Annotated in this window: 22 protein-coding genes; 10 read left to right on the forward strand and 12 right to left on the reverse strand. The window is 70.2% G+C overall.

The window, feature by feature from the left end; genetic code table 11:
• Position 1 precedes the first annotated feature (1 nt).
• Positions 2-802 carry a ThuA domain-containing protein gene (locus ACH4TV_RS38135; RefSeq protein WP_398405904.1) on the forward strand — a complete coding sequence of 267 codons (801 nt, stop codon included), beginning with the start codon at positions 2-4 and terminating at the stop codon, positions 800-802.
• Between the two features lie 38 nt (positions 803-840).
• Here the strand turns inward: ACH4TV_RS38135 and ACH4TV_RS38140 are convergent, their stop codons facing one another.
• The 4 genes from ACH4TV_RS38140 to ACH4TV_RS38155 all read right to left on the reverse strand — a co-directional run bounded on the left by ACH4TV_RS38140 (position 841) and on the right by ACH4TV_RS38155 (position 5,843).
• Complete coding sequence (locus ACH4TV_RS38140) at positions 841-1,902, reverse strand: NAD(P)-dependent alcohol dehydrogenase (protein WP_398405905.1); 1,062 nt, start codon at positions 1,900-1,902, stop codon at positions 841-843.
• Positions 1,899-3,044 (reverse strand): ABC transporter permease, encoded by a 1,146-nt coding sequence (locus tag ACH4TV_RS38145; protein WP_398405906.1) that lies wholly within the window; start codon positions 3,042-3,044, stop codon positions 1,899-1,901. The genes ACH4TV_RS38140 and ACH4TV_RS38145 overlap by 4 nt, the downstream gene beginning before the upstream one ends.
• Before the next feature lies 1 nt (position 3,045).
• The gene (locus ACH4TV_RS38150; RefSeq protein ID WP_398405907.1) at positions 3,046-4,617 is read right to left on the reverse strand and encodes a sugar ABC transporter ATP-binding protein; all 1,572 of its coding nucleotides are present in this window, start codon (positions 4,615-4,617) and stop codon (positions 3,046-3,048) included.
• A gap of 83 nt (positions 4,618-4,700) precedes the next feature.
• Positions 4,701-5,843 carry a sugar ABC transporter substrate-binding protein gene (locus ACH4TV_RS38155; RefSeq protein ID WP_398405908.1) on the reverse strand — a complete coding sequence of 381 codons (1,143 nt, stop codon included), beginning with the start codon at positions 5,841-5,843 and terminating at the stop codon, positions 4,701-4,703.
• Positions 5,844-6,277: 434 nt separating this feature from the next.
• Here ACH4TV_RS38155 and ACH4TV_RS38160 point away from each other — a divergent pair, with 434 nt between their 5' ends.
• The 4 genes from ACH4TV_RS38160 to ACH4TV_RS38175 are packed head-to-tail and all read left to right on the forward strand — an operon-like array spanning position 6,278 to position 9,249.
• Entirely contained in the window at positions 6,278-7,687 is a 1,410-nt protein-coding gene (locus ACH4TV_RS38160; protein ID WP_398405909.1) for an SRPBCC family protein, read from the forward strand.
• Positions 7,672-7,998, forward strand: a complete 327-nt coding sequence (locus ACH4TV_RS38165; protein WP_398405910.1) for a 2Fe-2S iron-sulfur cluster-binding protein — start codon at positions 7,672-7,674, stop codon at positions 7,996-7,998. The genes ACH4TV_RS38160 and ACH4TV_RS38165 overlap by 16 nt, the downstream gene beginning before the upstream one ends.
• A 5-nt stretch (positions 7,999-8,003) precedes the next feature.
• Positions 8,004-8,219, forward strand: a complete 216-nt coding sequence (locus tag ACH4TV_RS38170) for a transposase (RefSeq protein WP_398405911.1) — start codon at positions 8,004-8,006, stop codon at positions 8,217-8,219.
• Positions 8,220-8,223: 4 nt separating this feature from the next.
• Entirely contained in the window at positions 8,224-9,249 is a 1,026-nt protein-coding gene (locus ACH4TV_RS38175) for an NADP-dependent oxidoreductase (protein WP_398405912.1), read from the forward strand.
• 55 nt (positions 9,250-9,304) lie between these two features.
• On the opposite strand, the gene ACH4TV_RS38180 is transcribed toward ACH4TV_RS38175, so the two are convergent.
• From ACH4TV_RS38180 to ACH4TV_RS38195, 4 genes are all read right to left on the reverse strand, one after another.
• Positions 9,305-9,619 (reverse strand): putative quinol monooxygenase, encoded by a 315-nt coding sequence (locus ACH4TV_RS38180; protein ID WP_398405913.1) that lies wholly within the window; start codon positions 9,617-9,619, stop codon positions 9,305-9,307.
• A gap of 89 nt (positions 9,620-9,708) precedes the next feature.
• Complete coding sequence (locus ACH4TV_RS38185) at positions 9,709-11,481, reverse strand: PEP-utilizing enzyme (RefSeq protein WP_398405914.1); 1,773 nt, start codon at positions 11,479-11,481, stop codon at positions 9,709-9,711.
• The gene (locus tag ACH4TV_RS38190) at positions 11,478-12,302 is read right to left on the reverse strand and encodes an SDR family NAD(P)-dependent oxidoreductase (protein ID WP_398405915.1); all 825 of its coding nucleotides are present in this window, start codon (positions 12,300-12,302) and stop codon (positions 11,478-11,480) included. Before ACH4TV_RS38190 ends, ACH4TV_RS38185 begins: the two co-directional genes overlap by 4 nt.
• Positions 12,299-13,564 carry an aromatic ring-hydroxylating dioxygenase subunit alpha gene (locus tag ACH4TV_RS38195; protein WP_398405916.1) on the reverse strand — a complete coding sequence of 422 codons (1,266 nt, stop codon included), beginning with the start codon at positions 13,562-13,564 and terminating at the stop codon, positions 12,299-12,301. Before ACH4TV_RS38195 ends, ACH4TV_RS38190 begins: the two co-directional genes overlap by 4 nt.
• A gap of 244 nt (positions 13,565-13,808) precedes the next feature.
• Here ACH4TV_RS38195 and ACH4TV_RS38200 point away from each other — a divergent pair, with 244 nt between their 5' ends.
• From ACH4TV_RS38200 to ACH4TV_RS38215, 4 genes are all read left to right on the forward strand, one after another.
• A complete protein-coding gene (locus ACH4TV_RS38200) occupies positions 13,809-14,315 on the forward strand; it encodes a VOC family protein (RefSeq protein WP_398405917.1) in 507 nt (168 codons plus the stop codon).
• A gap of 118 nt (positions 14,316-14,433) precedes the next feature.
• Positions 14,434-15,444, forward strand: coding sequence for a thiamine pyrophosphate-dependent dehydrogenase E1 component subunit alpha (locus ACH4TV_RS38205; protein WP_398405918.1), 1,011 nt, complete (start codon positions 14,434-14,436; stop codon positions 15,442-15,444).
• Between the two features lie 5 nt (positions 15,445-15,449).
• Positions 15,450-16,475 carry an alpha-ketoacid dehydrogenase subunit beta gene (locus tag ACH4TV_RS38210; RefSeq protein ID WP_398405919.1) on the forward strand — a complete coding sequence of 342 codons (1,026 nt, stop codon included), beginning with the start codon at positions 15,450-15,452 and terminating at the stop codon, positions 16,473-16,475.
• Positions 16,472-18,199 (forward strand): dihydrolipoamide acetyltransferase family protein, encoded by a 1,728-nt coding sequence (locus ACH4TV_RS38215; RefSeq protein WP_398405920.1) that lies wholly within the window; start codon positions 16,472-16,474, stop codon positions 18,197-18,199. The genes ACH4TV_RS38210 and ACH4TV_RS38215 overlap by 4 nt, the downstream gene beginning before the upstream one ends.
• Positions 18,200-18,222: 23 nt before the next feature.
• On the opposite strand, the gene ACH4TV_RS38220 is transcribed toward ACH4TV_RS38215, so the two are convergent.
• Positions 18,223-18,837: a TetR/AcrR family transcriptional regulator gene (locus ACH4TV_RS38220; protein ID WP_398405921.1), complete on the reverse strand. Its 615-nt coding sequence runs from the start codon at positions 18,835-18,837 to the stop codon at positions 18,223-18,225.
• 141 nt (positions 18,838-18,978) lie between these two features.
• On the opposite strand from ACH4TV_RS38220, the gene ACH4TV_RS38225 reads away from it, so the two are divergent.
• Positions 18,979-19,662: a TetR/AcrR family transcriptional regulator gene (locus ACH4TV_RS38225; RefSeq protein WP_398405922.1), complete on the forward strand. Its 684-nt coding sequence runs from the start codon at positions 18,979-18,981 to the stop codon at positions 19,660-19,662.
• 14 nt (positions 19,663-19,676) lie between these two features.
• Here the strand turns inward: ACH4TV_RS38225 and ACH4TV_RS38230 are convergent, their stop codons facing one another.
• The 3 genes from ACH4TV_RS38230 to ACH4TV_RS38240 are packed head-to-tail and all read right to left on the reverse strand — an operon-like array spanning position 19,677 to position 21,993.
• Positions 19,677-20,381: an SDR family NAD(P)-dependent oxidoreductase gene (locus ACH4TV_RS38230; RefSeq protein WP_398405923.1), complete on the reverse strand. Its 705-nt coding sequence runs from the start codon at positions 20,379-20,381 to the stop codon at positions 19,677-19,679.
• A 17-nt stretch (positions 20,382-20,398) separates the two neighbouring features.
• Positions 20,399-21,553, reverse strand: a complete 1,155-nt coding sequence (locus ACH4TV_RS38235) for a thiolase family protein (RefSeq protein WP_398405924.1) — start codon at positions 21,551-21,553, stop codon at positions 20,399-20,401.
• Positions 21,550-21,993, reverse strand: a complete 444-nt coding sequence (locus tag ACH4TV_RS38240; protein ID WP_398405925.1) for a Zn-ribbon domain-containing OB-fold protein — start codon at positions 21,991-21,993, stop codon at positions 21,550-21,552. Before ACH4TV_RS38240 ends, ACH4TV_RS38235 begins: the two co-directional genes overlap by 4 nt.
• Between the last annotated feature and the right edge of the window lie 19 nt (positions 21,994-22,012).

Below are 22,012 nucleotides of genomic sequence, written 5' to 3' on the forward strand. Positions count from 1 at the left end.
CGTGGCGGGCCCGGCCGGCCGCCTGGACGCCGTGCTCGTCTGCGGCGGGCGCTGGCACGACTTCGACCACGCGCGGCTGCGGCTGCTGGAACTGCTCGGTGAGCATCCGCGCGTACGCACCTCGGTGTACCAGGACTACGACTGTGTGGCCGACCTCGACCGGGCCGACCTGCTGGTCACCTACACCTGTGACGTCCGGCCCGGTTCGGAACAGCGGGCCGCGCTCGCCCGGTTCGTCGAGCGGGGCGGGCGCTGGCTCGCCCTGCACGGCACCAACTCGGTGATCGAGCCGTCGACGACGGGTGAGGGGTCGCGGGTGTTCACGACTCCGCGGCTTCTGGGGGAACTGGCCCAGGTGCTCGGCAGCCAGTTCGTCGCCCACCCGCCGATCGAGCCGTACGAGGTGCTGGTGACCCGGCCCGGCCATCCGCTGGTCGCCGGGATCGGACCGTTCACGGTCACCGACGAGCTGTACGTGTGCGAGCTGCACGGGGAGCTGGAGGTGCTGCTGCACGCCGAGTACACGGGGCCGTGCAGGGGGTTCGCCGAGGGGGAGACGGCGGCTGTCGACAGTGCGGTGCGACCGGTGCTGTATCTCAAGCGGCATGGGCTTGGCGAGGTCTGCTACTTCACCCTCGGGCACTGCCGGGGGCGTTACGACGTGCAGGATCTCGGGGTGGACGACACGGGGCGCGTCGACTTGGGGCCCTGGGAGACACCGGAGTTCCTGACGGTGCTGCGGCGGTGTGTGGAGCGGGTGGTGGACGCGGGCGGGCCGGCCGGAGATCCGGCCGGCCGCTGAGCGTCACCAGGGGGCTCTGCCCCCTGGACCCCCTCTCCTCAAACGCCGGAGGGGCTGATTTTGTGCGGCAGCACCACCCCACGGCCGTTGATCTCCCCGGCGTGCAGGCGCTCGTACGCCGCCGGGGCCTCCTCGATCGAGAACGTCTCGACGTGAGACGAGAGGAGACCCTGCCGCGCGAGCCCGACGACGTCGACGAGTTCCACGCGGCTGCCCCAGTACGGGGCCGAGGCGGACACCCCGAAGGGCAGACCGCCGCCGAAGCCGACCGCCAGGGTCCCGCCACCGATGCCGACGACCGTCACATCGCCCGCCACCGCCACCGACGCGGCGGCCACCGCCAAGGTCGCCTCGGCCCCGACGAAGTCCAGCACCACCTCCGCTCCGGTGCCGCCGGTGAGTTCCCGGACGCGTGCCGCCGCCTCGCCGTCGGAGAGCAGCGTCTCGTGGGCGCCGACGGAGCGGGCCAGCTCCAGTTTCTCCTTGCTCACGTCGAGCGCGACCACTCGGGCCGAGGTCAGGGCGCGCAGCAGCTGTACGGCGAGATGGCCCAGCCCACCGACGCCGATCACCACCGCCGTGCTGCCGGGCACGAGCTTCGGCAGGGAGGCGCGGATGGCGTGATATGGCGTCAGTCCGGCGTCGGTGAGCGGTGCCGCCTGCACCGGGTCCAGGCCGTGCAGCGGCACCAGGTGGCGGGGCGAGTCCACCACCATGTACTCCGCCAGGGCACCGGGAGAGCCGAGTCCGGGCGGCATGATGCCGAGACCGGCGGCGTGCGGGCAGTAGTTCTCCCTGCCCTCGGCGCAGGTGCGGCAGCGGCCGCAGCCCCACGGGCCGTACACCGCCACCTCGTCGCCCTCCGCCACCTCGGTGACACCGCTGCCCAGAGCCGCGACGGTGCCGACACCCTCGTGGCCGAGCGTCATCGGCAGCGGATAGGGGAACTGTTCCGCCGGCCAGCTCATGACCGCCAGGTCCGAGTGGCACAGCCCCGCGGCCGTCACCTTCAGCAGCACTTGGCCCGGGCCCGGCTCCGGTACGGGCACCTCCACGACTTCCGGCGCGCTTCCCACGGTCAGGTACTGGACGGCCTTCATCCGCTGGCCTCCTTGTCGGCGTCGGGTACCGCACCAGCCTCTGCGGGAACCGCCGGGTCTGCCTCCGGACCGGGCGACTTCCGGCGGCGCATGATGGCCGGAAGGGCGATCCGTCCGCCCGTGAGGACCAGCGCGATGATCAGCACCGAGCCGGTGAACAGGCTCGTGGCCCACTGCGCGCTGGTGGCGAGCCCGAGCCCGGTGATGCCGGTGCCGAGCAGCAGGACCGCGATCACCGTGCCCCAGGCGTTGAAACGGCCGGCACGCAGCTGGGTCGCTCCGACGAAGGCCGCAGCGTAGGCGGACAGCAGATACGGCGTACCGGCGGTCGGCGACCCGGACCCGACGGAGGACGCGAAGACGACTCCGGCGAAACCGGACAGCAGCGCGGACGTGACCAGGGTCATGAAGCGCAGCCGGTCGGTGCGCACACCCTGCAGACGTGCCGCGTTCTCGTTGAACCCGGTCGCGTACAGACGGCGCCCGGTGGCAGTGTGTTCCAGCAGGAACCAGATGGCCACCGCGGCGAGGAGCAGATACAGCACCGGCAGCGTGACGCCGCCCACGTCCAGTTGGGCGATGCTCGAAAACGGCTCGGCCAACAGCTGGACCCCGGTGATGGAGCTGTCGTTGGTCACCATGGTGATGAGGGACTGGATCAGCGCGCCGGTGGCCAGCGTGGCGATGAACGAGTCGACCCGCAGCATCACCACCACGACCCCGTTGATCACCCCGACGAGCAGGGCCGCCGTCATCGCCAGCGCGATCGAGGTCGCCGGGCCGAAGCCCGAGGAGACCAGGAAGTGGGCGGTCAGCACGCTGGTGAGCGACATGGTGAAGGCGACCGACAGATCGAAGACCCGCGCGGCCAGCGGAGGCACCACACTGAGCGCCACCAGCCCTGCCACGGAGTTGCCGTTCAGGACCTGCTTGACCGTGGTGACGGTCGGGAAGGTGTCCGGCACCCATACGGAGAAGAGCACGACGATCAGCAGCCACACATAGACGGCGCCGACGTTGCGGAATGAGAGGGCGGCCGTCACGCTTCGGCCGAGCGTGCCCCATGCGCTGACGGCGGACACCGCGGGCAGGTCCGGTGAAGTGGTCCGCGGCTCGGCGGCCCGGGTCGGGGTGGATGTCATTTCACTCGGTTCCTTCCAAGGACCACTCGGTCCCTTCCATGGCATGCACCAGCGCGGACTCGGTGATGTCCCGCCCGCTGATCTCCTTCACGATCCGGCCGTCCCGCACCACCAGGACGCGGGTGCACAGCGCGAGCAGGTCCTCCGTGTCGGAGGAGGACACGATCACGCCCATGCCGTCAGCGGCCTGACGCTCGATCAGGTCATAGAGCTGGAGGCGGGTCGCGATGTCGACGCCCGCCGTGGGCTCGCACAGCACCAGTACCGGCGGCTGCTGGGCCAGGCAGCGGGCCATGACGACCTTCTGCTGGTTGCCGCCGCTCAGTGTGGTGATCCGTGCGCCGCGTCCCGCCGTGCGCACGCCCACCCGTTGGATCCATTCCTCGGCGAGCGAGGATTCGCGGCGCCGGTGCAGCCGTCCGGCCCGGGCGCGGAGCCGGTCCAGCAGGGGCAGGGTGAGGTTCTCCGCGACCGAGAAGTCGCCGATCACGCCCTCGCCGGCCCGGTCCGCGGGGACCAGCGGGATGGCCAGCCCGGCGGCGTCCTTCACGTCGGTCCAGCTCCCGGAGCGCTCCGGGAGCCGCACCGTTCCGCGCACCGGGCCCGGATACGCTCCGCACACCGCGTACGGCACGATCTCGTGGCCGGAGCCGACCAGGCCGGTGATGCCCAGCCGCTCGCCCCGCGCCAGGTCGAAACCGACCCCGCGCAGGGGTCCGGCGCACAGGTCGCGGACCTCCATCACGGCCTCGGCCGGACCGGAGGGTTCCTGCGGCCGGTGCTCGGTCTCCATCTCCTCGCCCGCCATCAGCTCCGCCAGCGACCGGGGAGTGAGCTCGGAGACGGCGCGCGTGGCGATCCGGCGTCCACCGCGGATCACGGTGACCCGATCGGCCAGGGCGAAGATCTCGTCCATGCGGTGGGAGACGTACAGGACGCTGGCACCGGCGTCCCGGATCTCCCGCACGATGTCGAAGAGGCGGGCTACCTCCCCGGGCGGCAGTACGGCGGTCGGCTCGTCGAGCACCAGGACGCCGCGGCGCCCCTCCCAGCCCTGCAGGGCGGCGGCGATGGCCACCACCGCGCGCTGGACGGGGGTGGCCGCGGCCAGCGGCCGGCGCACGTCGATGCCGAGGCCGAACCGCTCGACGAGTTCGGTGGTCCGGCGCTCCATCTCCGACCAGCGGATGTTGCCGAACGCCGTACGGGCGAAGCCCCGGTTGAGCGCGAGATTGTCCGTCGCGCTCAGCTCGTTCACGAGCCCCAGCTCCTGGTGGACGAAGCGGAGCCGGTCGTGCCGTGAGCCGGTGACCTGACCCAGGTCGAAAGGTTCGCCGTCGAGTTCGGCGACCGCTCCCGGCTCGGCGTGGTGGTATCCGGCGAGGATCTTGATGAGGGTGGATTTACCGGAACCGTTGGGCCCGATCAGCGCATGGATCTCGCCGTGGGCGAGGTCGAGATCCACATCCGTCAGCGCCTGAGTCCCGCCGAATCGTTTCGACAGCCCGGATACCCGCAGCACCGGCCGGTCCGCCTCGTTCGACGTCCCGTCCGCCCCGTGCCACGTCTCCATTGACGTATCAGCGTGCACCGCTACTCCTTCCATCCATCGAAAGGTGCCGCCGCCGGCATGGTGCCGGCGGCGGCCCGGTTCGGTCAGCTCTTGCCCCAGAGCGCCTTGAACTGCTTCTGGTAGTCGACGATGAGCGGGAAGTCCTCGTCGGCCGACGGGAGGTTCTCCTTGGTGACCAGCATGTTCGTCACCACCGCCTTCTGGGCGGTGTCCATGGGCTGGCCGGTGAAGTGGTGAGCCAGCGCGTCGACCATGATCCACGCCATTTCGTGGGAGTTCAGGGCCAGCGCTGCGTCGGTGAGGCCGCTGTCGATGTACTGGTAGTTCTGCGGGTCACCGACGTTGACGATGGTGCGTGTGGTGGTGATTCCGGCGGTCTTCAGCGCGGCGGGTACGCCCACGTTGAGCAGGCCGAGCGAGTAGACGACGTGGGTCACCTTCGGGTGCGAGCGGAGGTACGAGACCACCCGGTCCGGCATGTCCTTGCCGACCGCGGTGATGGGCACGTCGACGACATCCAGCGCGCAGCCGTCACACCATTCCTTGTACTTGCCTTCGAAGCCGTCCTGAACGGGCTTGAGGATGGTGTACGCGGGGAGGTTGAAATAGACGGTGTTCGCCTTGGCCTTGCTGTCCGACACCACCCACGACGCGAGGATCTCGCCGTTGGTCTTGACCTCCTCGGGGCCGTTCTTCAGCAGGGAGAGGCCGTCGCCCAGCACGTCGTCCGCGTTGGACTGGATGACGGGGATGTCGGCCTCCTTCAGCTTCGCGAGCTGCTTGGCGTAGACGGCGCGCGGGAATCCGGAGGAGATGACGGCGTCCGGCTTGTTGCGCAGGGACTGCTCGTAGGCGGCCTGGACGGACTCCGGGGTGCCCTGGGTGGCGATCTGGTTCACCTTCCAGCCGAGCTCCTCGGCGCCGGAGGTGAAGAAGTCGGCGAGGTCCTTGCAGGACTGGACGCCGCAGAGGATGTAGTCGATCGTCTTGCCCTTGGGGATCTGCTTGCCCACCGGATCGGTGAGGGGGATCTGTGTCGGGCGCTGGGAGTATTCTTCCGCCGCCTCTTCGGCCGCAGCCAGGCCGGGCGAGTCGGACACCGCCGCCTCGGACGAATCGGCGGCCGGTGTCGCGCCGGTGCCACAGGCTGCGAGGGCGAGCAGGGCGGTGATGGGGACGATCGCGGTGAGCGTGCGACGGACCGCGCGTCCGGGTGTGGAACTCATCGTTGAGTACTCCCAGTGGTGTGGGCCTGACTGCCGTGGTCCGCGTCGCTCACGCTTCCGCGGCGGTCGGCTCTGTGCAGGCTGATCCCGGTGCCGCCCGAGGACCGGGACGGCACGCGTAGGTGATCGAGTGGGTTGTATGGAGCGCCGTCGTGGGGGAGGGCGCGGGCCGCCGGGGTCAGCCGCGCGGCATGGTGGCGACGGGGAAAGCTACCCGTACCGAAGGAGAAACTTGTGAGGCACTACAGCCTCGGGTGCGACGGAGTGTGGCACGCCCCAGCGGGCTTGGGGAGGGGACAGTCATAACGAATTCAAGGTGGGCGGATGCGGCGCGCCGAAGCAGGGGGTGATCCAGCACCCGAACGACGTCCCGAGTCTTGCTCCTGACTGCGACTGCTAACTACACTCACTCTAAAGTTTCTGCCAGAGGAGAGATGATGGACGAAACGTCGGAGTTGGGCGCCGCACGGTGCCCCGGACCCAGCGTCCAGGACTACCTCGACCAGGACAGCCGTCCCGTTCCCGCCCCGCTCAGGTACGACAGGAACGACTACATCGGCAGCGAGGACATCGACTCCACGCGCTTCGTCTCCCGTGACTGGGCGGAACGCGAGATGCGCCAGGTATGGCGGCGCGTGTGGCAGTTCGCCTGCCTGGAGAGCGAGATTCCCGAGGTCGGCGACCACGAGGTCTACGAGATCGGCGACGACTCGCTGATCGTGGTGCGGACGGCCCCCGACGAGATCCGCGCGTACGTCAATGTGTGTCTGCACCGTGGCCGCAAACTGCGCACCGGCGGTGGGAACGTCGGCGAGTTCCGCTGCTCGTTCCACGGCTTCGCCTGGAACCTCGACGGAACCATGCAGACCCCGCCCTGCGCCTGGGACTTCCCGCATGTCACCCCGGAGAAGTTCTCACTTCCCGAGGCCCAGGTGGCCACCTGGCGCGGCTTCGTCTTCATCAACATGGACCCGTACGCGGAGTCTTTCGAGAGTTACCGCGGCACCTTCGACGAGCACTACATCTGGCCGCTGGAGAACCGCTACAAGTCGCTGCACATCGCCAAGGTGCTGCCCTGCAACTGGAAGGTCGCCCAGGACGCGTTCATCGAGTCCTTCCATGTGATCGCCACCCACCCGCAGATGCTGCCCTGGCTCGCCGACGCCAACTCCCAGTACGACGTCATGGCGGACCAGCCCAACTGGAACCGGATGATCAACATCCAGGGCGCACCCAGTCCTCACGTGGCGGACTCCGTCACGGAGGAGGACGTGCTGGAGACGTTCTACGGCTCGCGTTCCTTCTACGCCGCGGCCCAGGGCCGTGACCTGGTGATGGAGGAGGGGGACGAGATGCCCGCCATCCCGCCCGGCGGCACCGCCCGCCAGGTCCTCGCCGAGCGGATGCGCGCACAGCTGGCGGCCACCTCGGACCAGGACTTCTCCCAGGCCGCCGACACCGAACTGCTGGACGCCATCAACTACCTGCTGTTCCCCAACTTCAACCCCTGGGGCGGCGCCAAATCCAACATCATCTACCGGTTCAAGCCCAACGGACTCGACCCCGACTCCTGCACCGCCGAGATCATCTTCATGTCGGCCCCGAAGCAGCCCGGCGAGATGCCGCCCCCGGCGAAGATCCGCTGGGTGCCGGAGGACATGCTCTTCGCGGACATCCCCGAACTCGGTGTCCTCGGGCCCGTCTTCGACCAGGACTGCGAGAACCTTCCCTACGTCCAGCAGGGCCTGAAGGCGATGCGCAAGCCGGGCATCACCCTGGCCAACTACCAGGAGAGCCGCATCCGCCACTTCAACCAGACGCTCGACCGGTGGATGGACAAGTGACCCACCGGGTGGCCGTCCGGCCCTCCGGCGTCGAACTCGAGGTCCTCGACGGTGAGGACCTGTTCAGCGCCGCCCAGCGGCTCGGGTACCGCTGGCCCACCGTCTGCGGTGGCAAGGGAACCTGCCGTACCTGCTTCGTGGAGGTCGAGGAGGGCACCGAGAACTGTTCCCCTGTGGGCCCGCTGGAGCGAGAGGGCATCGAAGCCCTGCGCAAACCGGTGGACGGCCTGACCCGGCTTGCCTGCCGGCTCCGGGTCGAGGGCCCGGTGACCGTGACCAAGCGCGGCGTACGCCGCCGAGTGCAGGAGTGAGTCCCATGCCCAAGCAAGTGATCCATCCGCTGACCGGGCATGTGTACCGGCTCACCGAGGACGGGCTTGTCGAGGTGACCGACCCGAAGACCGGGGCGCGGGGCACCTTCGACTTCCAGGCCCGGTGGCAGTCGGGCGAGCTGCGCCACGCCGACCTTCAGATGGCCGGCTGGGTGGGCCGCCTCGCCCAGCGGCGCGTCACCCGGCAGACGGAGGAGTGACCCCGTGACACCCCGTACCACCCGGGTGGTCTGCCTGGTGCGCCGGCCCGACGGAGAACCGGTCCCCGGTGACTTCGCCGTCGAGGAGCGCCCGCTCCCCTCGCTCGGTGAGGGACAACTGCTCGTCCGCAACCTCTATATGAGCGTCGACCCGTCGATGCGCGGCCGGCTGGAGAGCACCGAGAAGCACTACACGCACAACTTCACGCCCGGATCGCCGCTCGACGGCCGGGCGCTCGGCGTCGTGGAGGAGAGCCGCTGCGCCGCGGTGCCGCCAGGCACGTACGTACGCCATCAGCTCGGCTGGCGGGAGCGGGCCGTGCTGGACGCGGCGGACACCGACGGCGCCGGTCGCATCGACCCGGGACTCGCCCCGCTGCCCACCTGGCTGGGGCTGCTCGGCCAGACCGGGTTCACCGCGTACGTGGGACTGACCCGCGTCGCGGAGCTGCGTGCGGGTGACACCGTCCTCGTCTCGGCGGCGGCCGGCGCCGTGGGTACGGCCGCCGGCCAGTTCGCGCGACTGCTGGGCGCGGACCGTGTCGTCGGGACCGCCGGAGGGCCGGACAAGTGCGCCCTGCTGGTGAAGGAGTTCGGCTACGACGCGGCCGCCGACTACCGCGCCGAGCCGGTGCGTGACGCACTGGCAAGGCTGGCACCCGACGGCGTCGACGTGTACTTCGACAACGTCGGCGGTGAGCAACTCGCCGCCGCCCTGCACGCGTTGCGCACCGGCGGGCGGGTCGCCCTGTGCGGCATGATGTCGCAGTTCGGCGGCGACCGACGGTCCGCCGACATCAACCAGTTGATCCAGGCGGTCCTCAAACGGCTGACCCTGCGCGGATTCATCGTCCGCGACCACGACGACCTGCGCCCGGAGTTCGAGGAGCGGGTCGCGGGCTGGCTCGCCGAGGGCCGGATCACGGCGCGCGAGACGGTCGTGGACGGCCTGGACAATGCGGCCGGGGCACTGCTGTCCCTGTTGCGCGGGGGCAACGTAGGCAAGATGCTGGTGCGGTTGGGCGACTGAAACTGACGCGGAAACGGCGCCCCCATTCGATGGGGGCGCCGTTTCCGCGTCAGTTTCAGCGCATGGGCCGGGACTCGGCGATCGTGTGGACCTCCAGCGAGACGCCCACCCGGGTCAGCCCGGCCGACGCCGCCCTGAACTCCTTGATGTGCGGGGTGCCGAAGTGCTCGTCGAGGGCCTGCTGCGAGACCCACCGCTCGTACACCCGGATGCGCCGCTCGTCGCCGGGGTCCGCCGTCATGGCGTAGTCGAGACAGCCCGGCTCCTCCTCGCGGGTCCGGTGACCCACTTCGACGAGATACCCCAGCATCGTGTCGCGGTCGCCGGGCTCGTAGTCCATCCAGCCGGCGACGATGATTTCCTCAGCCACGGGAGTCACGCGTTCCTTTTCGTTTCGTGACCAAGGGCCCGCCGCTGCTGGGGATCGCAGCGAGGGGCCCGCGGAGTGTCAGCGGAGGATCAACTGCCGAGCGGCACTGGAACACTGTCCACGGTGACCGTGCCCCGCTCGCCGTCCACCGTGATCACCATGCCGTCCCGCAGTCGCCGCGTACCGCCCTCGACGGAGATGACGGCGGGGATGCCGAGTTCGCGGCAGACCACGACTGCGTGGCTGTTGAGCGCGCCCACGTCCACGACGGCTGCCCCTGCCACGAGGAACAGCGGGGTCCAGGCCGCGTCCGTGATCGGCGCCACCAGCACCTCGCCCGGCTCCAGCGCCTCGCACGAGGCCGGGTCGGTGACCACCCGCACCCTGCCGGTGTACGTGCCGTGGCTTCCGCCGACGCCCGTCAGCACATCGCCCTCGTCGGCGGTCGCGACGCCCTCCTCGCTGCGCCGCGGCCAACCGTCGATCTCGGTCTGTGCGTCCTGTGCGACGAAGAACGGCGGTTCCAGCTCGCGCAGCCCCGCGTACTCCTGAAGCCGCTGGGCGATGACAGGCCCGAAGCTGCCCGGGTCGGCGACATAGTCGTCGAGCTCCGTCTCCAGCAGCATCATCACGTCCTCGGGCTCGGCGAAGCGTCCCGCCTCGACTCCGCGACGACCCAACTCCCTCACCGTCATGCGGATTTCGTTGATGACGGTCACACAGTTGGCCTTGGTCCGCTCACGTGCCGGGATCCACACCTGGGAAGCGTGCATGCCGGCGTCGAACATCGGCCGCGTGTCCTCGGGGAGGGTCGCTCGGATCTCCGTCGCGAGTTGTTCGCGGCGCTCGGTCAGCCTGCGGTGACGCGCGGCCGGGGAGTCGTCGTCGGAGCTGTGCCGGATCCGGTCGACCAGGGCCAGCGCCTGGACCGGCGCCGCCTCCCAGGACAGCGCGTGGATGTCCCACTCGTTGGGACCGCGGTCGCCGGACTCGGCCAGGAACTCGTCGAAGGAGTCACGGAACGCCTTGACGTCTCCGGTCGCCCCTTCGAGGGCCTGCTCCACCGCGGCCGGTCCCTGGTCGAACAGAGTCGTCAGCTCCGCCGAGGCCGCCACCTGGCGGGACAGCGTCCACAGGCCGGTCGACGGAGAGGCGGAGTCGACGCCGCCCAGCCCGCCGATGAGGTCGAGCATCGCACCGGGACGGTCGACGCTCGCGCACAGCGGGCCGAGGATCGCCGGTCCGACGGACGCGGGCAGCGAGGACTCGACATGCCGTTGGAAGGTCGTCTCCACGTCGGCCAGCAACGAGCGGGCGTAGGCCACCAACTCGACGTCGGACAGGGGCGCCAGGTCCGGTCGCTCGCGCCTGATACGGCGCAGCCGCTCATGGTCGGCATCGCCCTCCGGGTAGCCCGCCTGGCCGAGCATCCCCTGCAGCGTCGCTGTGGCCTTGGCCGTCAGTTCCGCGTCCTGGTCGTCGGGGTGCGGCAGGTACACCGGCGTGTCGGAGCGCTGGCCCACGAAGGCGGTGTCGATCTGGTCCGCCGTCTGCCCCATGCGGATGCCGAACAGTCGCAGGTGCGACAGGTTGAGGTAGAAGTAACCGCCGAAGATTCCGACGAACGGAGGGCGGGGACCGCTGATCTCGTCCCCGCGGTAGATGCCGAACTCGACGAAACCGCGACGCCAGCCCTGCAGGCCGCGCCCCCATACCAGGGTCCAGCCCAGCGGGCTGGCAGGCTCCGGCAGGGTTTCGCCCGCGTTGGCCCGGGTGTAGTGGGGCAGTCGCTCGCTGCGCTGCCAGTCGGTGATCCAGTGCTTCATGGCGAGGGGGATCCCGTCGTCCGTTCCGGCGCTCACCACTGCGACGTTCCGCCGTCGACGCTGATCAGCGTGCCCGTGATGCCCGCGCCGGCGTCACTCGCGAGCAGCGACGCGACGCCCGCGATCTGCTCCACGGTGGTGATCTTCTTGGTGGCGGCGTGCTCGGCGAACCGGCCCAGCCACTCCTCGTACGAGATGCCCTCGGCCTCGGCCGCGGCCGGCCCGGCGGCCCGCATCAGGTCGGTGTCGACGGCGCCGGGGCAGATCGCGTTGCAGGTGATGCCCATGGTGCCGTACTCGAAGGCGGTCGCCTTGGTCAGACCGTGGATGGCGTGCTTGTTGGTGATGTAGTGGCTGATCGCGGGCTTGTTGGCCTGTTTGCCCTCGACCGAGGAGATGTTGATGACCCGGCCCCAGCCACCGTCCAGCATGGGCTTCAGCGCACGGCGGGTGCCGTAGAAGTAGGCGTTGAGGTTGAGGTCGAGGGCCTTGTGCCACGCCTCGTCGCTCAGCTCGTGGACCGGGGCGAAGCCCTCGGTGCCTCCGACGTTGTTGACCATGACGTCCAGTCGACCGAAGCGCTCGACCGTCCAGTCGACCAGCGCCTCGATGTCCGACTGGCGGCTCGAGTCGCAGGGGTGGAAGACGGCCTTGTCGCCGGCCTGGAGTTCTTCCAGGGCCTGCTTGCCCTTGATCTCGGAGCGGCCGCTGAGCACGACCGTGGCTCCGTCGGCCAGGAAGGCCTCGGCGATGGCGCGGCCGATACTGCGCGTACTGCCCGTGATCACCGCGACACGTCCGTCGAGGCTGCCCGTAGCCACCATGTTGTTCTCCTGCGGTTTCTGAGGGTTCGTCATCTGGACGCTTCGTCCAGGAGGCGGTGGATGGTGCGGTGGAAGTGCTGCAGTCCGGGTTCGTTGCGTCCGAAGACGAAGTCGGTCCCGGCGAGGGCCTTCAGGCTCCGCTGCACTCCGTAGGTGGTCGCGTAGTCCTCGTCGCGGACCACCTCGTAGAACCACTCGCCGAACTGGTCGGCGGCGTGGCGCTCCTCCTCGGTGACGGCCGGTTCGCGCAGCAGGATGATCTGCTGGGTCACTGATTCCGTGGCCGTGCGGGGGATCACGATGGAGACGGCGATCTTGTTGCGCCAGGTGCCGGCGATGGCCAGGCCGGGGAAGAGCCAGTAGATGGCTCCGACGATGTCGCCGGGGTCACGCTGGTCCGCGGGCAGGTCCACCACGTCGGCGACGGGCCGCAGGGCCGCCGCGAGACGCTGGTGGGGGCCCCAGGTGTCGTGGGCCATCATGTTGGAGAAGTTCGTCTCGAAGACCGTCTTCGTGTGCAGCGAGGCGAAGTGGTACGTCTCCAGGTACCCGTCGAGGGTGACCTTCCAGTTAGGGCTGGTCAGCTCTCGGGTCGCGTAGTGGTGGCAGTCCGCGAAGCGGAGTCCCTCCAGCAGAGGCTGCAGATCTCCCAGCCAGGCGTCCAGGTCGTGCTCGGCGTTCGGATCGAGCGAGACGAAGACGATGCCGGCGCGCTCACCGACGGGGAGCTGGATCAGGCTGCGCTTCTCGCGTGGTACGTCACCGAAGGTCTTCTCGGCGTACACGCCGCGCAGTTCCCCCGACAGGTCGTAGGACCAGGAGTGGTACGGGCAGGTGATCCGCTTCGCCACGCCGCAGCCCGGCTCGACGAGCTCGGCGCCGCGGTGCCGGCAGGCGTTGATCATCGCGTGGACCGCACCCTGGCGGTCCCGGGTGATCAGGATGGGGATGCCGAGCACGTCCAGTGCCTTGTAGGTCCCGGGCTTGGGCAGCTCGGACGACATGGCGAGCGGCAGCGGGACGCTCCGGTGGACGGCGTCCATCTCGCGCAGCCAGCGGTCGACGTCGAGGTAGTTGTCGACGGGTTCCGTCCACTGCTCCTCGGCCTCATGCGTCGTGTTGTTCCGGTAGTGCTCGATGACTCGCTCGGCAAGGTCGGCCGCATCCTGCCGCATCGCCTTGCCCGCGGCATCGCTGGAGCGGTCCTGGCCGATCCATGAGTGGTATTCCGGGGCGGGGGGCGGCAAGGGGCGCTCGGCGCCTGCCGCTCGGGTCTCCGGTGAGATCTGGACCACGATGTCCTCAATCCTCCCAGCCGCGAGCTGGTGAAGGGTTCCTGTGCTACAGCTCCACTGCGACGCCACAACAACAGGAGTTAGTGTTGTGTGTCAATAGAAAGTGCTGAAGTTGGCTGTGCCGCATTCCGCAGGTCACCTTCGCTTTCTGCTGCGAGGGTAACCCCGGCTTGGCTCGATCTTTCTGGGGATCGGCTCCAGCTGAGGGACGGGTGCGGGTGACGAGTAGGCGGAAGGAAACCCAGTGGCCGACGAGATGGCCGAGCCGGCTCAGGTGTCCGGGGAAGTGGCGATGACCCAGCCCTTCGAGGTCGGTGTCGTGGTGCGCGACCTGGAGGTGTTGGAGCGCTTCTACCGCGAGGTGCTCGGCTGTGTCCCGGTGCACCGCTCGCACATTCCGCACGAGATCGGCGGCCCGGCCGGACTGGGCGGGTCCCTGTCGGTCGTCTGGCTCCAGGTGCCGTCCGGGGGCCGGATCAAGCTGATACGGCTTCTGGCGGACGCGGCTGCGGACGCGACTGCGCGGCCGCCGGTCGTACCGCTGGCCGCACGCCGCGGCTTGTCCTACGTCACCTTCCACTTCGACGACATCGTGCCGGTCGTCGCCGCACTGCCGGCCGCCGGCGCCCGGCCGCTGTCGTCCCCGGTCGTCGTGGTGGCGCGGGACCGGCGGATCAGCTTCTGGTCGGATCCGGAGGGCAATGTCCTCGAACTGGTGGACCGGCGAGGCGGTGACCAGGAGACCTGTTGAACCCGGCCCATAGTAATTAGAGAACCTCTTCAGTAAGGTGCGCCCTGCTGGTTACTGTAGACCGGCAATAGAAAGTCCGATCGGTTGGAAACCTCGCAACGGGGCGAAGGGGCGGACGATGGTTCAAAAAGCACCGCGGAAGTCGGCCGCGAAGACCACACACCAAGCATCCGCGCAGGTCATCAGGGACCTGCACGAACGCATGGTGCGCATCAGGCTCTTCGAGACCGAGGCGGGCAAACTCATGGAGGCGGGCAAACTGCCCGGCTTCCTGCACCTCTATGTCGGCCAGGAAGCCGTGGCCGCCGGAGTGATGACGGCCCTGCGCGACGACGACCAGATCACCTCCACCCACCGCGGCCACGGGCACGCCGTCGCCAAGGGCGTCGGCTTCCGCGCGATGTACTCCGAGCTGTACGGCCGGGTCACCGGCGCCTGCCTCGGCCGCGGCGGCAGCATGCACATCAACGACCTCACGCGCGGCATGCTCGGCGCCAACGGCATCGTCGGGGCCGGCGTCCCGATCGCCGTGGGCGCCGCCTTCGCCGCCCGCTACAAGGGCGAGGACAGCGTCGCCGTGACCTTCTTCGGCGACGGCGCCACCAACATCGGCGCCTGGCACGAGGGCGCCAACATGGCCGCGATCCTGGGCCTGCCCGTGGTCTTCGTCTGCGAGAACAACGGCTACGCGGAGTTCACCCCGCAGTCCGCGCACATGCTGATCACGGATGTCGCCGACCGGGCCGCCGCCTACGGCATGCCCAGCGTGATCGTCGACGGCATGGACGCGGTCGCCGTCCACCTGGCCGCCACCGAAGCCGTCGAACGGGCCCGGCGCGGCGAGGGTCCGATGATGATCGAGGCCAAGACCTACCGCTTCTTCGACCACCAGGGCGTCAAGGGCCTGCGGCACCCCTACCGTTCGGACGAGGAGGTCGCCGAGTGGAGAACCCGCGACCCCATCGACCTGATCGAGGCCCGCGCGGTCGCCGACGGCACCGTGACCCGCGCTGAGCTGGACGACGTATGGCAGCGCACGCGCGACGAGATCGCCGAGGCCATCGCGTACGCCGAGGCGAGCCCCCTGCCCGACCCCGCCGACCTGCTGCTCAACGTCTACTCGGGATGACCGCCATGACCACGACCACCGAAGCACCGGCCGTCACTCCGGCCACCGCCGCCCGCAAACTCAGCTACGTCAAGGCCTTCAACGAGGGTCTCGCCCAGGCCATGCGCGAGGACGAGAACGTCTTCGTCGCAGGCGAGGACGTCGCCGGATACGGCGGCGTGTTCCGCATGTTCGACAACCTGCTCGACGAGTTCGGGCCCCGCCGCATGATCGACACCCCGATCTCCGAGGCGGCCCTGGTCGGCCTCGGCGTGGGAGCCGCCGCCCGGGGCCTGCGCCCTGTCGTCGACCTGATGTTCATGGACTTCATCGGGGTCTGCCTGGACCAGATCGTCAACCAGGCGGCGAAGATGAAGTACATGTTCGGCGGCGGACTGTCCGTGCCGCTCACCATCACCACGGCCTCCGGCGCGGGCCTCGGCGCCGCCGCGCAGCACAGTCAGAGCCTGGAGGCCTGGCTGGCCCATGTGCCCGGACTCAAGGTGGTGATGCCGAGCGACGCGTACACCGCCAAGGGCCTGACCGTCTCGGCCATCCGGGACAACAACCCGGTCGTCGTCATGCTCAACAAGGTCCTGCTCGGCTCCACCAGTGAGGTGCCCGAGGAGATCTACGGCATCCCGCTGGGCCAGGCGCACACCGCACGGCACGGCTCCGACGTCACCGTGATCGCCCTCGGCCGCATGGTGGGGGAGGCCCTCGCGGCGGCCGACGAACTCGCCGCCGAGGGTGTGGAGATCGAGGTGATCGACCCCCGCACCGTGCAACCCCTGGACACCGAGACGATGTTCGCCTCCGTCCGCCGCACCAACCGGGTGGTCGTGGTGCACGAGGCCGTCACCTTCGGCGGGCTCGGAGCGGAGATCGCCGCCCAGATCCAGGACGTCGTCTTCGACTACCTGGACGCGCCGGTCCTGCGCATCGGCGCCCCCTTCTCACCGGTCCCCTTCTCCCCGGTCCTGGAGAAGGCGTACGTGCCCGATCGCGCCCGTATCGCCCAGGGCTGCCGACGTCTCCTCGAAAGGTCGTGACCGACGTGGCGGTCGAGGTTCTGCTGCCGAAGATCGGCCTGACCATGCAGGAAGGCACGATCGACGAATGGCTGGTGCCCACCGGCGCGGCCGTCGCCGAGGGTGACGCCCTGCTGAGGCTGGCCACCGACAAGGTCGACGTGGACGTCGAGGCGGAGGCCGGGGGCCTGTTCCACCCGGCGGTCCCGGCGGGGGTCACCATGCCGGCCGGGGCCCTCATCGGCTGGCTGCTGGCCGAGGGCGAGCAGGTGCCGGAGGCGGCGGGGGCACCGACGCCCGCAGGGGCGGGTGCGGCTGCCGGTGCCGGTGCCGGTGCCGGTACGGCCACCGGGCCCGCCTTGGACGGCGGCCCTGCGGGTCTGGGCGCGCTGCCCGCTGCCGGCGGGGCGGGTTCGACTTCCGTGCCTGGCGTGGGCGGCGGTGGTGGCGCTGCGGGAGCGGCTGCCGTGTCGGGCCCGGGTGGCGGTGGCGGGGGTACGGCTGCTGTGCCTGGCCTGGGTAACGGCGGTGCGGGTGCGTCTGCCGTGTCTGGCCAGGACGCCGGCCCTACGGGTCTGGGCGTGCTGCCCACCGGCGGCGGTGGTGGGGGTGTGGCCGCCGCTTCTGCTCCCGGCGCCGCTGTGGGTGCGTGCGTCGCGCCGGCCCTCACCGGCACCGGCGCTGCTGCCGCGGCGCCCTACGCCAACGGCACCGGGGGTCGGCTGCTGTCCTCGCCGAACGCCAGGCGCGTCGCCGTGGCCGGCGACGTCGACCTCACCGCCGTACGCGGCACCGGGCCGGGTGGCCGGATCGTCTCGGAGGACGTGGAGGAGTTCCTCGCTGCCGTGCCCGACGACCTCCCCGGCGACTTCGTCGTGCCGCCCCCGCAGGGCGGCACCTCGCCGCTGGTCCGCAAGCTGGCGAAGGAACGGGGCATCGACCTCTCCGGCGTCAACGGCACCGGGCCGGGTGGGCGCATCCGACGCTCCGACCTCGATACCGTCACCGTCACTCCGGCGCCTGTCCGTCGCCACAACGCGGCGGCTCCTCAGCCCGGCGACGTCCTCCCGCTCACCGGGATGCGCGGCACCATCGCCCGCAGGATGCACGCCAGCCTCCAGGAGATGGCCCAGCTGACGCACGGCTACGAGGTGCGACTGGACGCCGTGGTGTCGCTGCGGGACCGGCTCAAGGAGGAGTGGGCCGACAGTGAAGAACTTCCCGTGCCGAGCCTCAACGACTTCCTGCTGAAGGCCGCCGCTCTGGCCCTGCGCGAGCACCCCCTGCTCAACGCGACGGTGCGCGAGGACGGCGTCCATCTGCTCGACGGCATCCACCTGGGCTTCGCGGTGGCCGTTCCGGGCGGCCTCATGGTCCCCGTAATAGAGGACGCGGTGGCGCTGCCGCTGCCCGAGATCGCCCGCCGGTCGAAGGCCCTGGCCCAGGCCGCGCGGGAGGGGCGGATCTCACCGGCCCAGCTGGAAGGCGCCACCTTCACCGTCACCTCGCTCGGCGGCTACGGCGTCGACTTCTTCACCCCGGTGGTCAACCCCGGCAATGTGGCGATCCTCGGGGTGGGCCGGCTCAGGGACGGCGTCGAGTGGGTGGACGACCGGCCGCTGCGGACACGGGTTCTGACGCTGAGCCTCACCTTCGACCACCGTGCCGTCGACGGGGCGCCCGCCGCCGAATACCTGCGCACCGTCGGTGAGTTGCTGAGCAAGCCCCTCCGCCTGCTGGTGTGAACCAGGCTCTACAAGTGCAAGTCCTACGAGGCCGGTGTGGCCGGGTCGGCGATCCGCTGGGCGAGATCGCCGACCTCGCGGACGAACGAGCGGTGCCCCAGCGACCGGTAGACGTCGTCGCCCCGGACCTGCGAGATCGCCGCGGTCTCCAGCAGCGCCAGCAGACCCAGCCCGACCACCGCGGCCTCCGCGTCGGAGGCGGACCCGCGGGCCTTGCGGATCAGCCGCACCAGTTCCTCCAGCAACTCGGTACGGCTCTCCTGCCGCAGTGCCTCCGCGTCCTGGCTCATGCCGGCCGACGACACGAAGAACACGGTGGCGGCGGACCGGTGCTCGCCCATCCACGACAGCAGCGTGGTGACGGACGCTCCGATGTCCGACCCGGGCTCGTGGCCCTCCGTGACCGCCTGCAACTGCTCGCGCAACGCGGCGGCGAACGCCCGCATGGCCTCCGCCAGGACCTGGTCCTTGGAGGAGAAGTGGTAGTACACCGCTGCCGAGGTCATCTCGGCACGCGCGGCGATGTCGGCCACCGTCACCTCGTCCGGCGACTGCGTGGCGAACAACTCCGTGGCCGCCTCGATCACCCACTGCTTGCGCGAGGGGCGGTGAGCGGCACGGGTTCCAGATGTCGTCATACTGTCAAGTATGCCGGGATCCCGGTGCTCCGGATGCCAGTGTGCAGCAGGAATTGTGCAGATCAACGGCCGGAGTTACTGGATACACTGGTCAGTACGCAGGGCCCACGGACACCGGGTTCACGCCAGTCGGCAGGGAGCATGATGGCCACCACGAAGAACGGCAAGCAGCCCGCCCACCGCCCCTCGCGGCGGCTGCACATCATCACCGCCGCCGTACGGGTGTTCGGCCGCAGAGGTTTCGCGGAGACCAGCATCCAGGACATCGCCGACGAGGCCCAGGTGGTCCCCACGGCCGTCTACTACCACTTCGACGGCAAGGAGGAGCTGCTCGAACTCGCCATGCGCCGGGTCTTCGACCAGCTCAACGCGGTCGTCGAGGCGGCCCGGCCCGAGTCCGAGCCGGGTGACGCGGAGGGACTGGTCCGCGTCATCGACGCCGTGTGGGAGTGGGTCGAGCAGAACCCGGACGAGGCCCGGCTCTACCAGGTCCAGGTGGCCTCCGCCAACGGCAACGTCAAGGTGCTGCGGGACGAGTTCGAGCAGCGGCACATCCAGCGTGGCTACGACTATCTGCCCGAGGGCACCACGCGCAGCCCCCGGGCGGCGAAGGCCCGGCACGCGGCGCAGGCCCTCGCGGTCCGCACCCTGATCAGTACGACCATGCTCGTCACCGCGCTGCGCGCCGAGGGAGGACCGCTGTCCCAGCTGCCCTCCCGGTCCGTCCTGGAGGCGGTCAGGGAACTGGCGCTGCGCATCGTCGCCACCGAGCAGGAGCCGACGCAGTCCACGCAGCCGAAGAAGCCGGCCACCTCACGGACCTGAGGACCTGAGGCGGTTCACCAAGGCAGTGGCCTGCGGTCGGCGAACAGCCCGCCCGTCGTCCCGTCGCCCTCGGGCAGGGTCGCCAGCCAGACCGGAGTGTCCGCCCCCTCCTCAGGGCCGCGCGGAGCGGACGGGCCGCCCATGCCGCTGCGGGTCCAGCCGGGATCGGCGGAGTTGACCAGGACGCCTGTGCCGGCCAGTTCGGCCGCGAGCATCCGGGTCAGGGCGTTGAGCGCCGTCTTGGAGATGCGGTAGGCGGGATGCCGGCCGGAGTCCATCAGCGCCAGCGAACCGTACGAGCTGGTGAGGTTCACGACCCGGCCGTAACCGGCGTCCACCATGCCCGGAACGACGGCCTCCACCACGCGCCAGGCGCCTATGAGGTTCGTGTCCAGGGTCGCGCGAAGGATGTCCTCATCGACGTACGGGGGTCGCAGCTCCCCGTCCAGGGACACTCCCGCGTTGTTCACCAGGACGTCGATCCCCCCGGTCAGCTCCCGGGCCTCCCGGACCGCGTCGCCGACGCTCGCCGCGGAGGTCACGTCCAGGGCGAGCGGCAGTGCCGCCGGGCCGATGACGCGGCACGCCTCCTCGGCGGCCTCCAGTTTTCGCGCCCCGACCAGGACCCGCAGTCCCCGGTCCGCGAGCTGCCGGCCGATCTCCAGGCCGATTCCGCGTGCCCCGCCGGTCACCAGTGCGGTTCTGTCACCGTGCCCCATGGACTGCCCACCGCCTCTCATACCGTCAGGACCGAGCACGCGCTGATCCCGGGCGCCCCGTACACATGGGTGAAGCCGACCCGGGGAGCGCCCGGAACCTGCAGACCCGGCGCCCGGCCCTGCAACTGCCGTACGACCTCGTGGAACTGACGCAGCCCGGAGGCGCCGACCGGCTCCCCGCCGGCCAGACAGCCGCCGTCGGTGTTGACCGGGATCCGGCCCGTGGGGTCGGTGGCCCCGGCGGCCAGCAGCTCCTCCTGCTCGCCGTGACCGCACAGTCCGGTCTCCGCCAGGTGGATCAGCTCAGAGCCGCTGTCGGTGTCCTGCAGCTGGGCCACCTGTACGTCGGCGGGCCGCACCCCCGCCGTGCGGAAGGCCGCCTCGGCCGCGTCGACGCTCGGGCTGTGATGCGGTCCCGGCGGCAGCCAGGGCGAGAACACCTCGAACGAACCGAACCGCCGGGTCCGGAAGGCCAACGACGCCAGTTTCACCGGCCGTTCGCACAGGTCGAAGGCACGGTCGCCGAGCGCGAGGACCAGGGCCGCCGCGCCCTGTCCGGGCGAACAGAACATGTACTGGGTGAGCGGGGGACTGACCTCGGCGGAGTCGAGGATCTCCTGCTCCGTGAGCGGCTTGCGCCGCCAGGCCAGCGGGTGGTGCGAACCGTTGCGGAAGGCCCGCGCGGCGACCATCGCCAGCGCCCGCTCCGAGATCCCGTGCTCGTACAGGTACCGCTGGGTCTTCAGCGCGAAGAACTGGGTCGTGAGCATCATGCCGGTCTCGGCGTACCAGTCGCCCAGGCCGTACCGGGCCGCGGAGACGTGGAACGCGCCCCGCTCGTGCTTGTCGAACCCCACCGCCAGTCCCACGGAGGCCTCGCCCGCGCGCAGCGCGTTGGCCACTGCGAGCACCGTCGAGGCGCCGGTCGCGCAGCCGTTCTGCACATTGACGAACGGCACACCGGTCAGGCCCAGCCGGCCCACCAGTGTGTCGGGCTTGCCGGACACGTCGGAGCCGCCGGCCGCGTAGCCGATGTCCTCCCAGGCGACGCCGGCGTCGGCCAGCGCCTCACGGATCGCCAGCTCGGCCATGTCCATGCCGGTGACGCTCTCGTCGCGGCCGAAGGCACTCCTTCCGCAGCCGACCACGTACACCTCGTCGGGCCGGCTCATCGCTCCCCGTCCCGTTCCGGGCGGAACGCGAAGGTCACCACGTCGGTCCCGTCCTCGTCCTGGTACGCGGGCACGGTGGTCAGCCGGACCGGCAGTCCGATCCGGATCTCCGTGCGGGCGACCGCCAGCAGCGACTCGACCAGCACCTCACCGAGGTCCACATAGCCCACGTGGTACGGCCGGTGGCCGTCGGCGGGTGACCGGTACGGCGGTTTCGGCGGGAACGCCTGGAGCGTCCACGACCACACGCGCCCGCTCACCGGCAGTACCTGTGGGGACATCGCCCCGTCCGAACACCTGGGGCACGAGTTCTGCCGGGGAAAGACGACGGTGCCGCACGTGGAGCAGCGGGCGCCCGACAGACGCGGTGGATCCCCGTCGTCGAACTCCAGAGTCTCCCGGTTCTCGAACAGCGACTCGTCGATCAGCCTGGTGGTCATGGTCCCTCCCATCTTCCAA

It is taken from the genome of Streptomyces sp. NPDC020898, assembly GCF_044333925.1.
GTDB lineage: Bacteria > Actinomycetota > Actinomycetes > Streptomycetales > Streptomycetaceae > Streptomyces.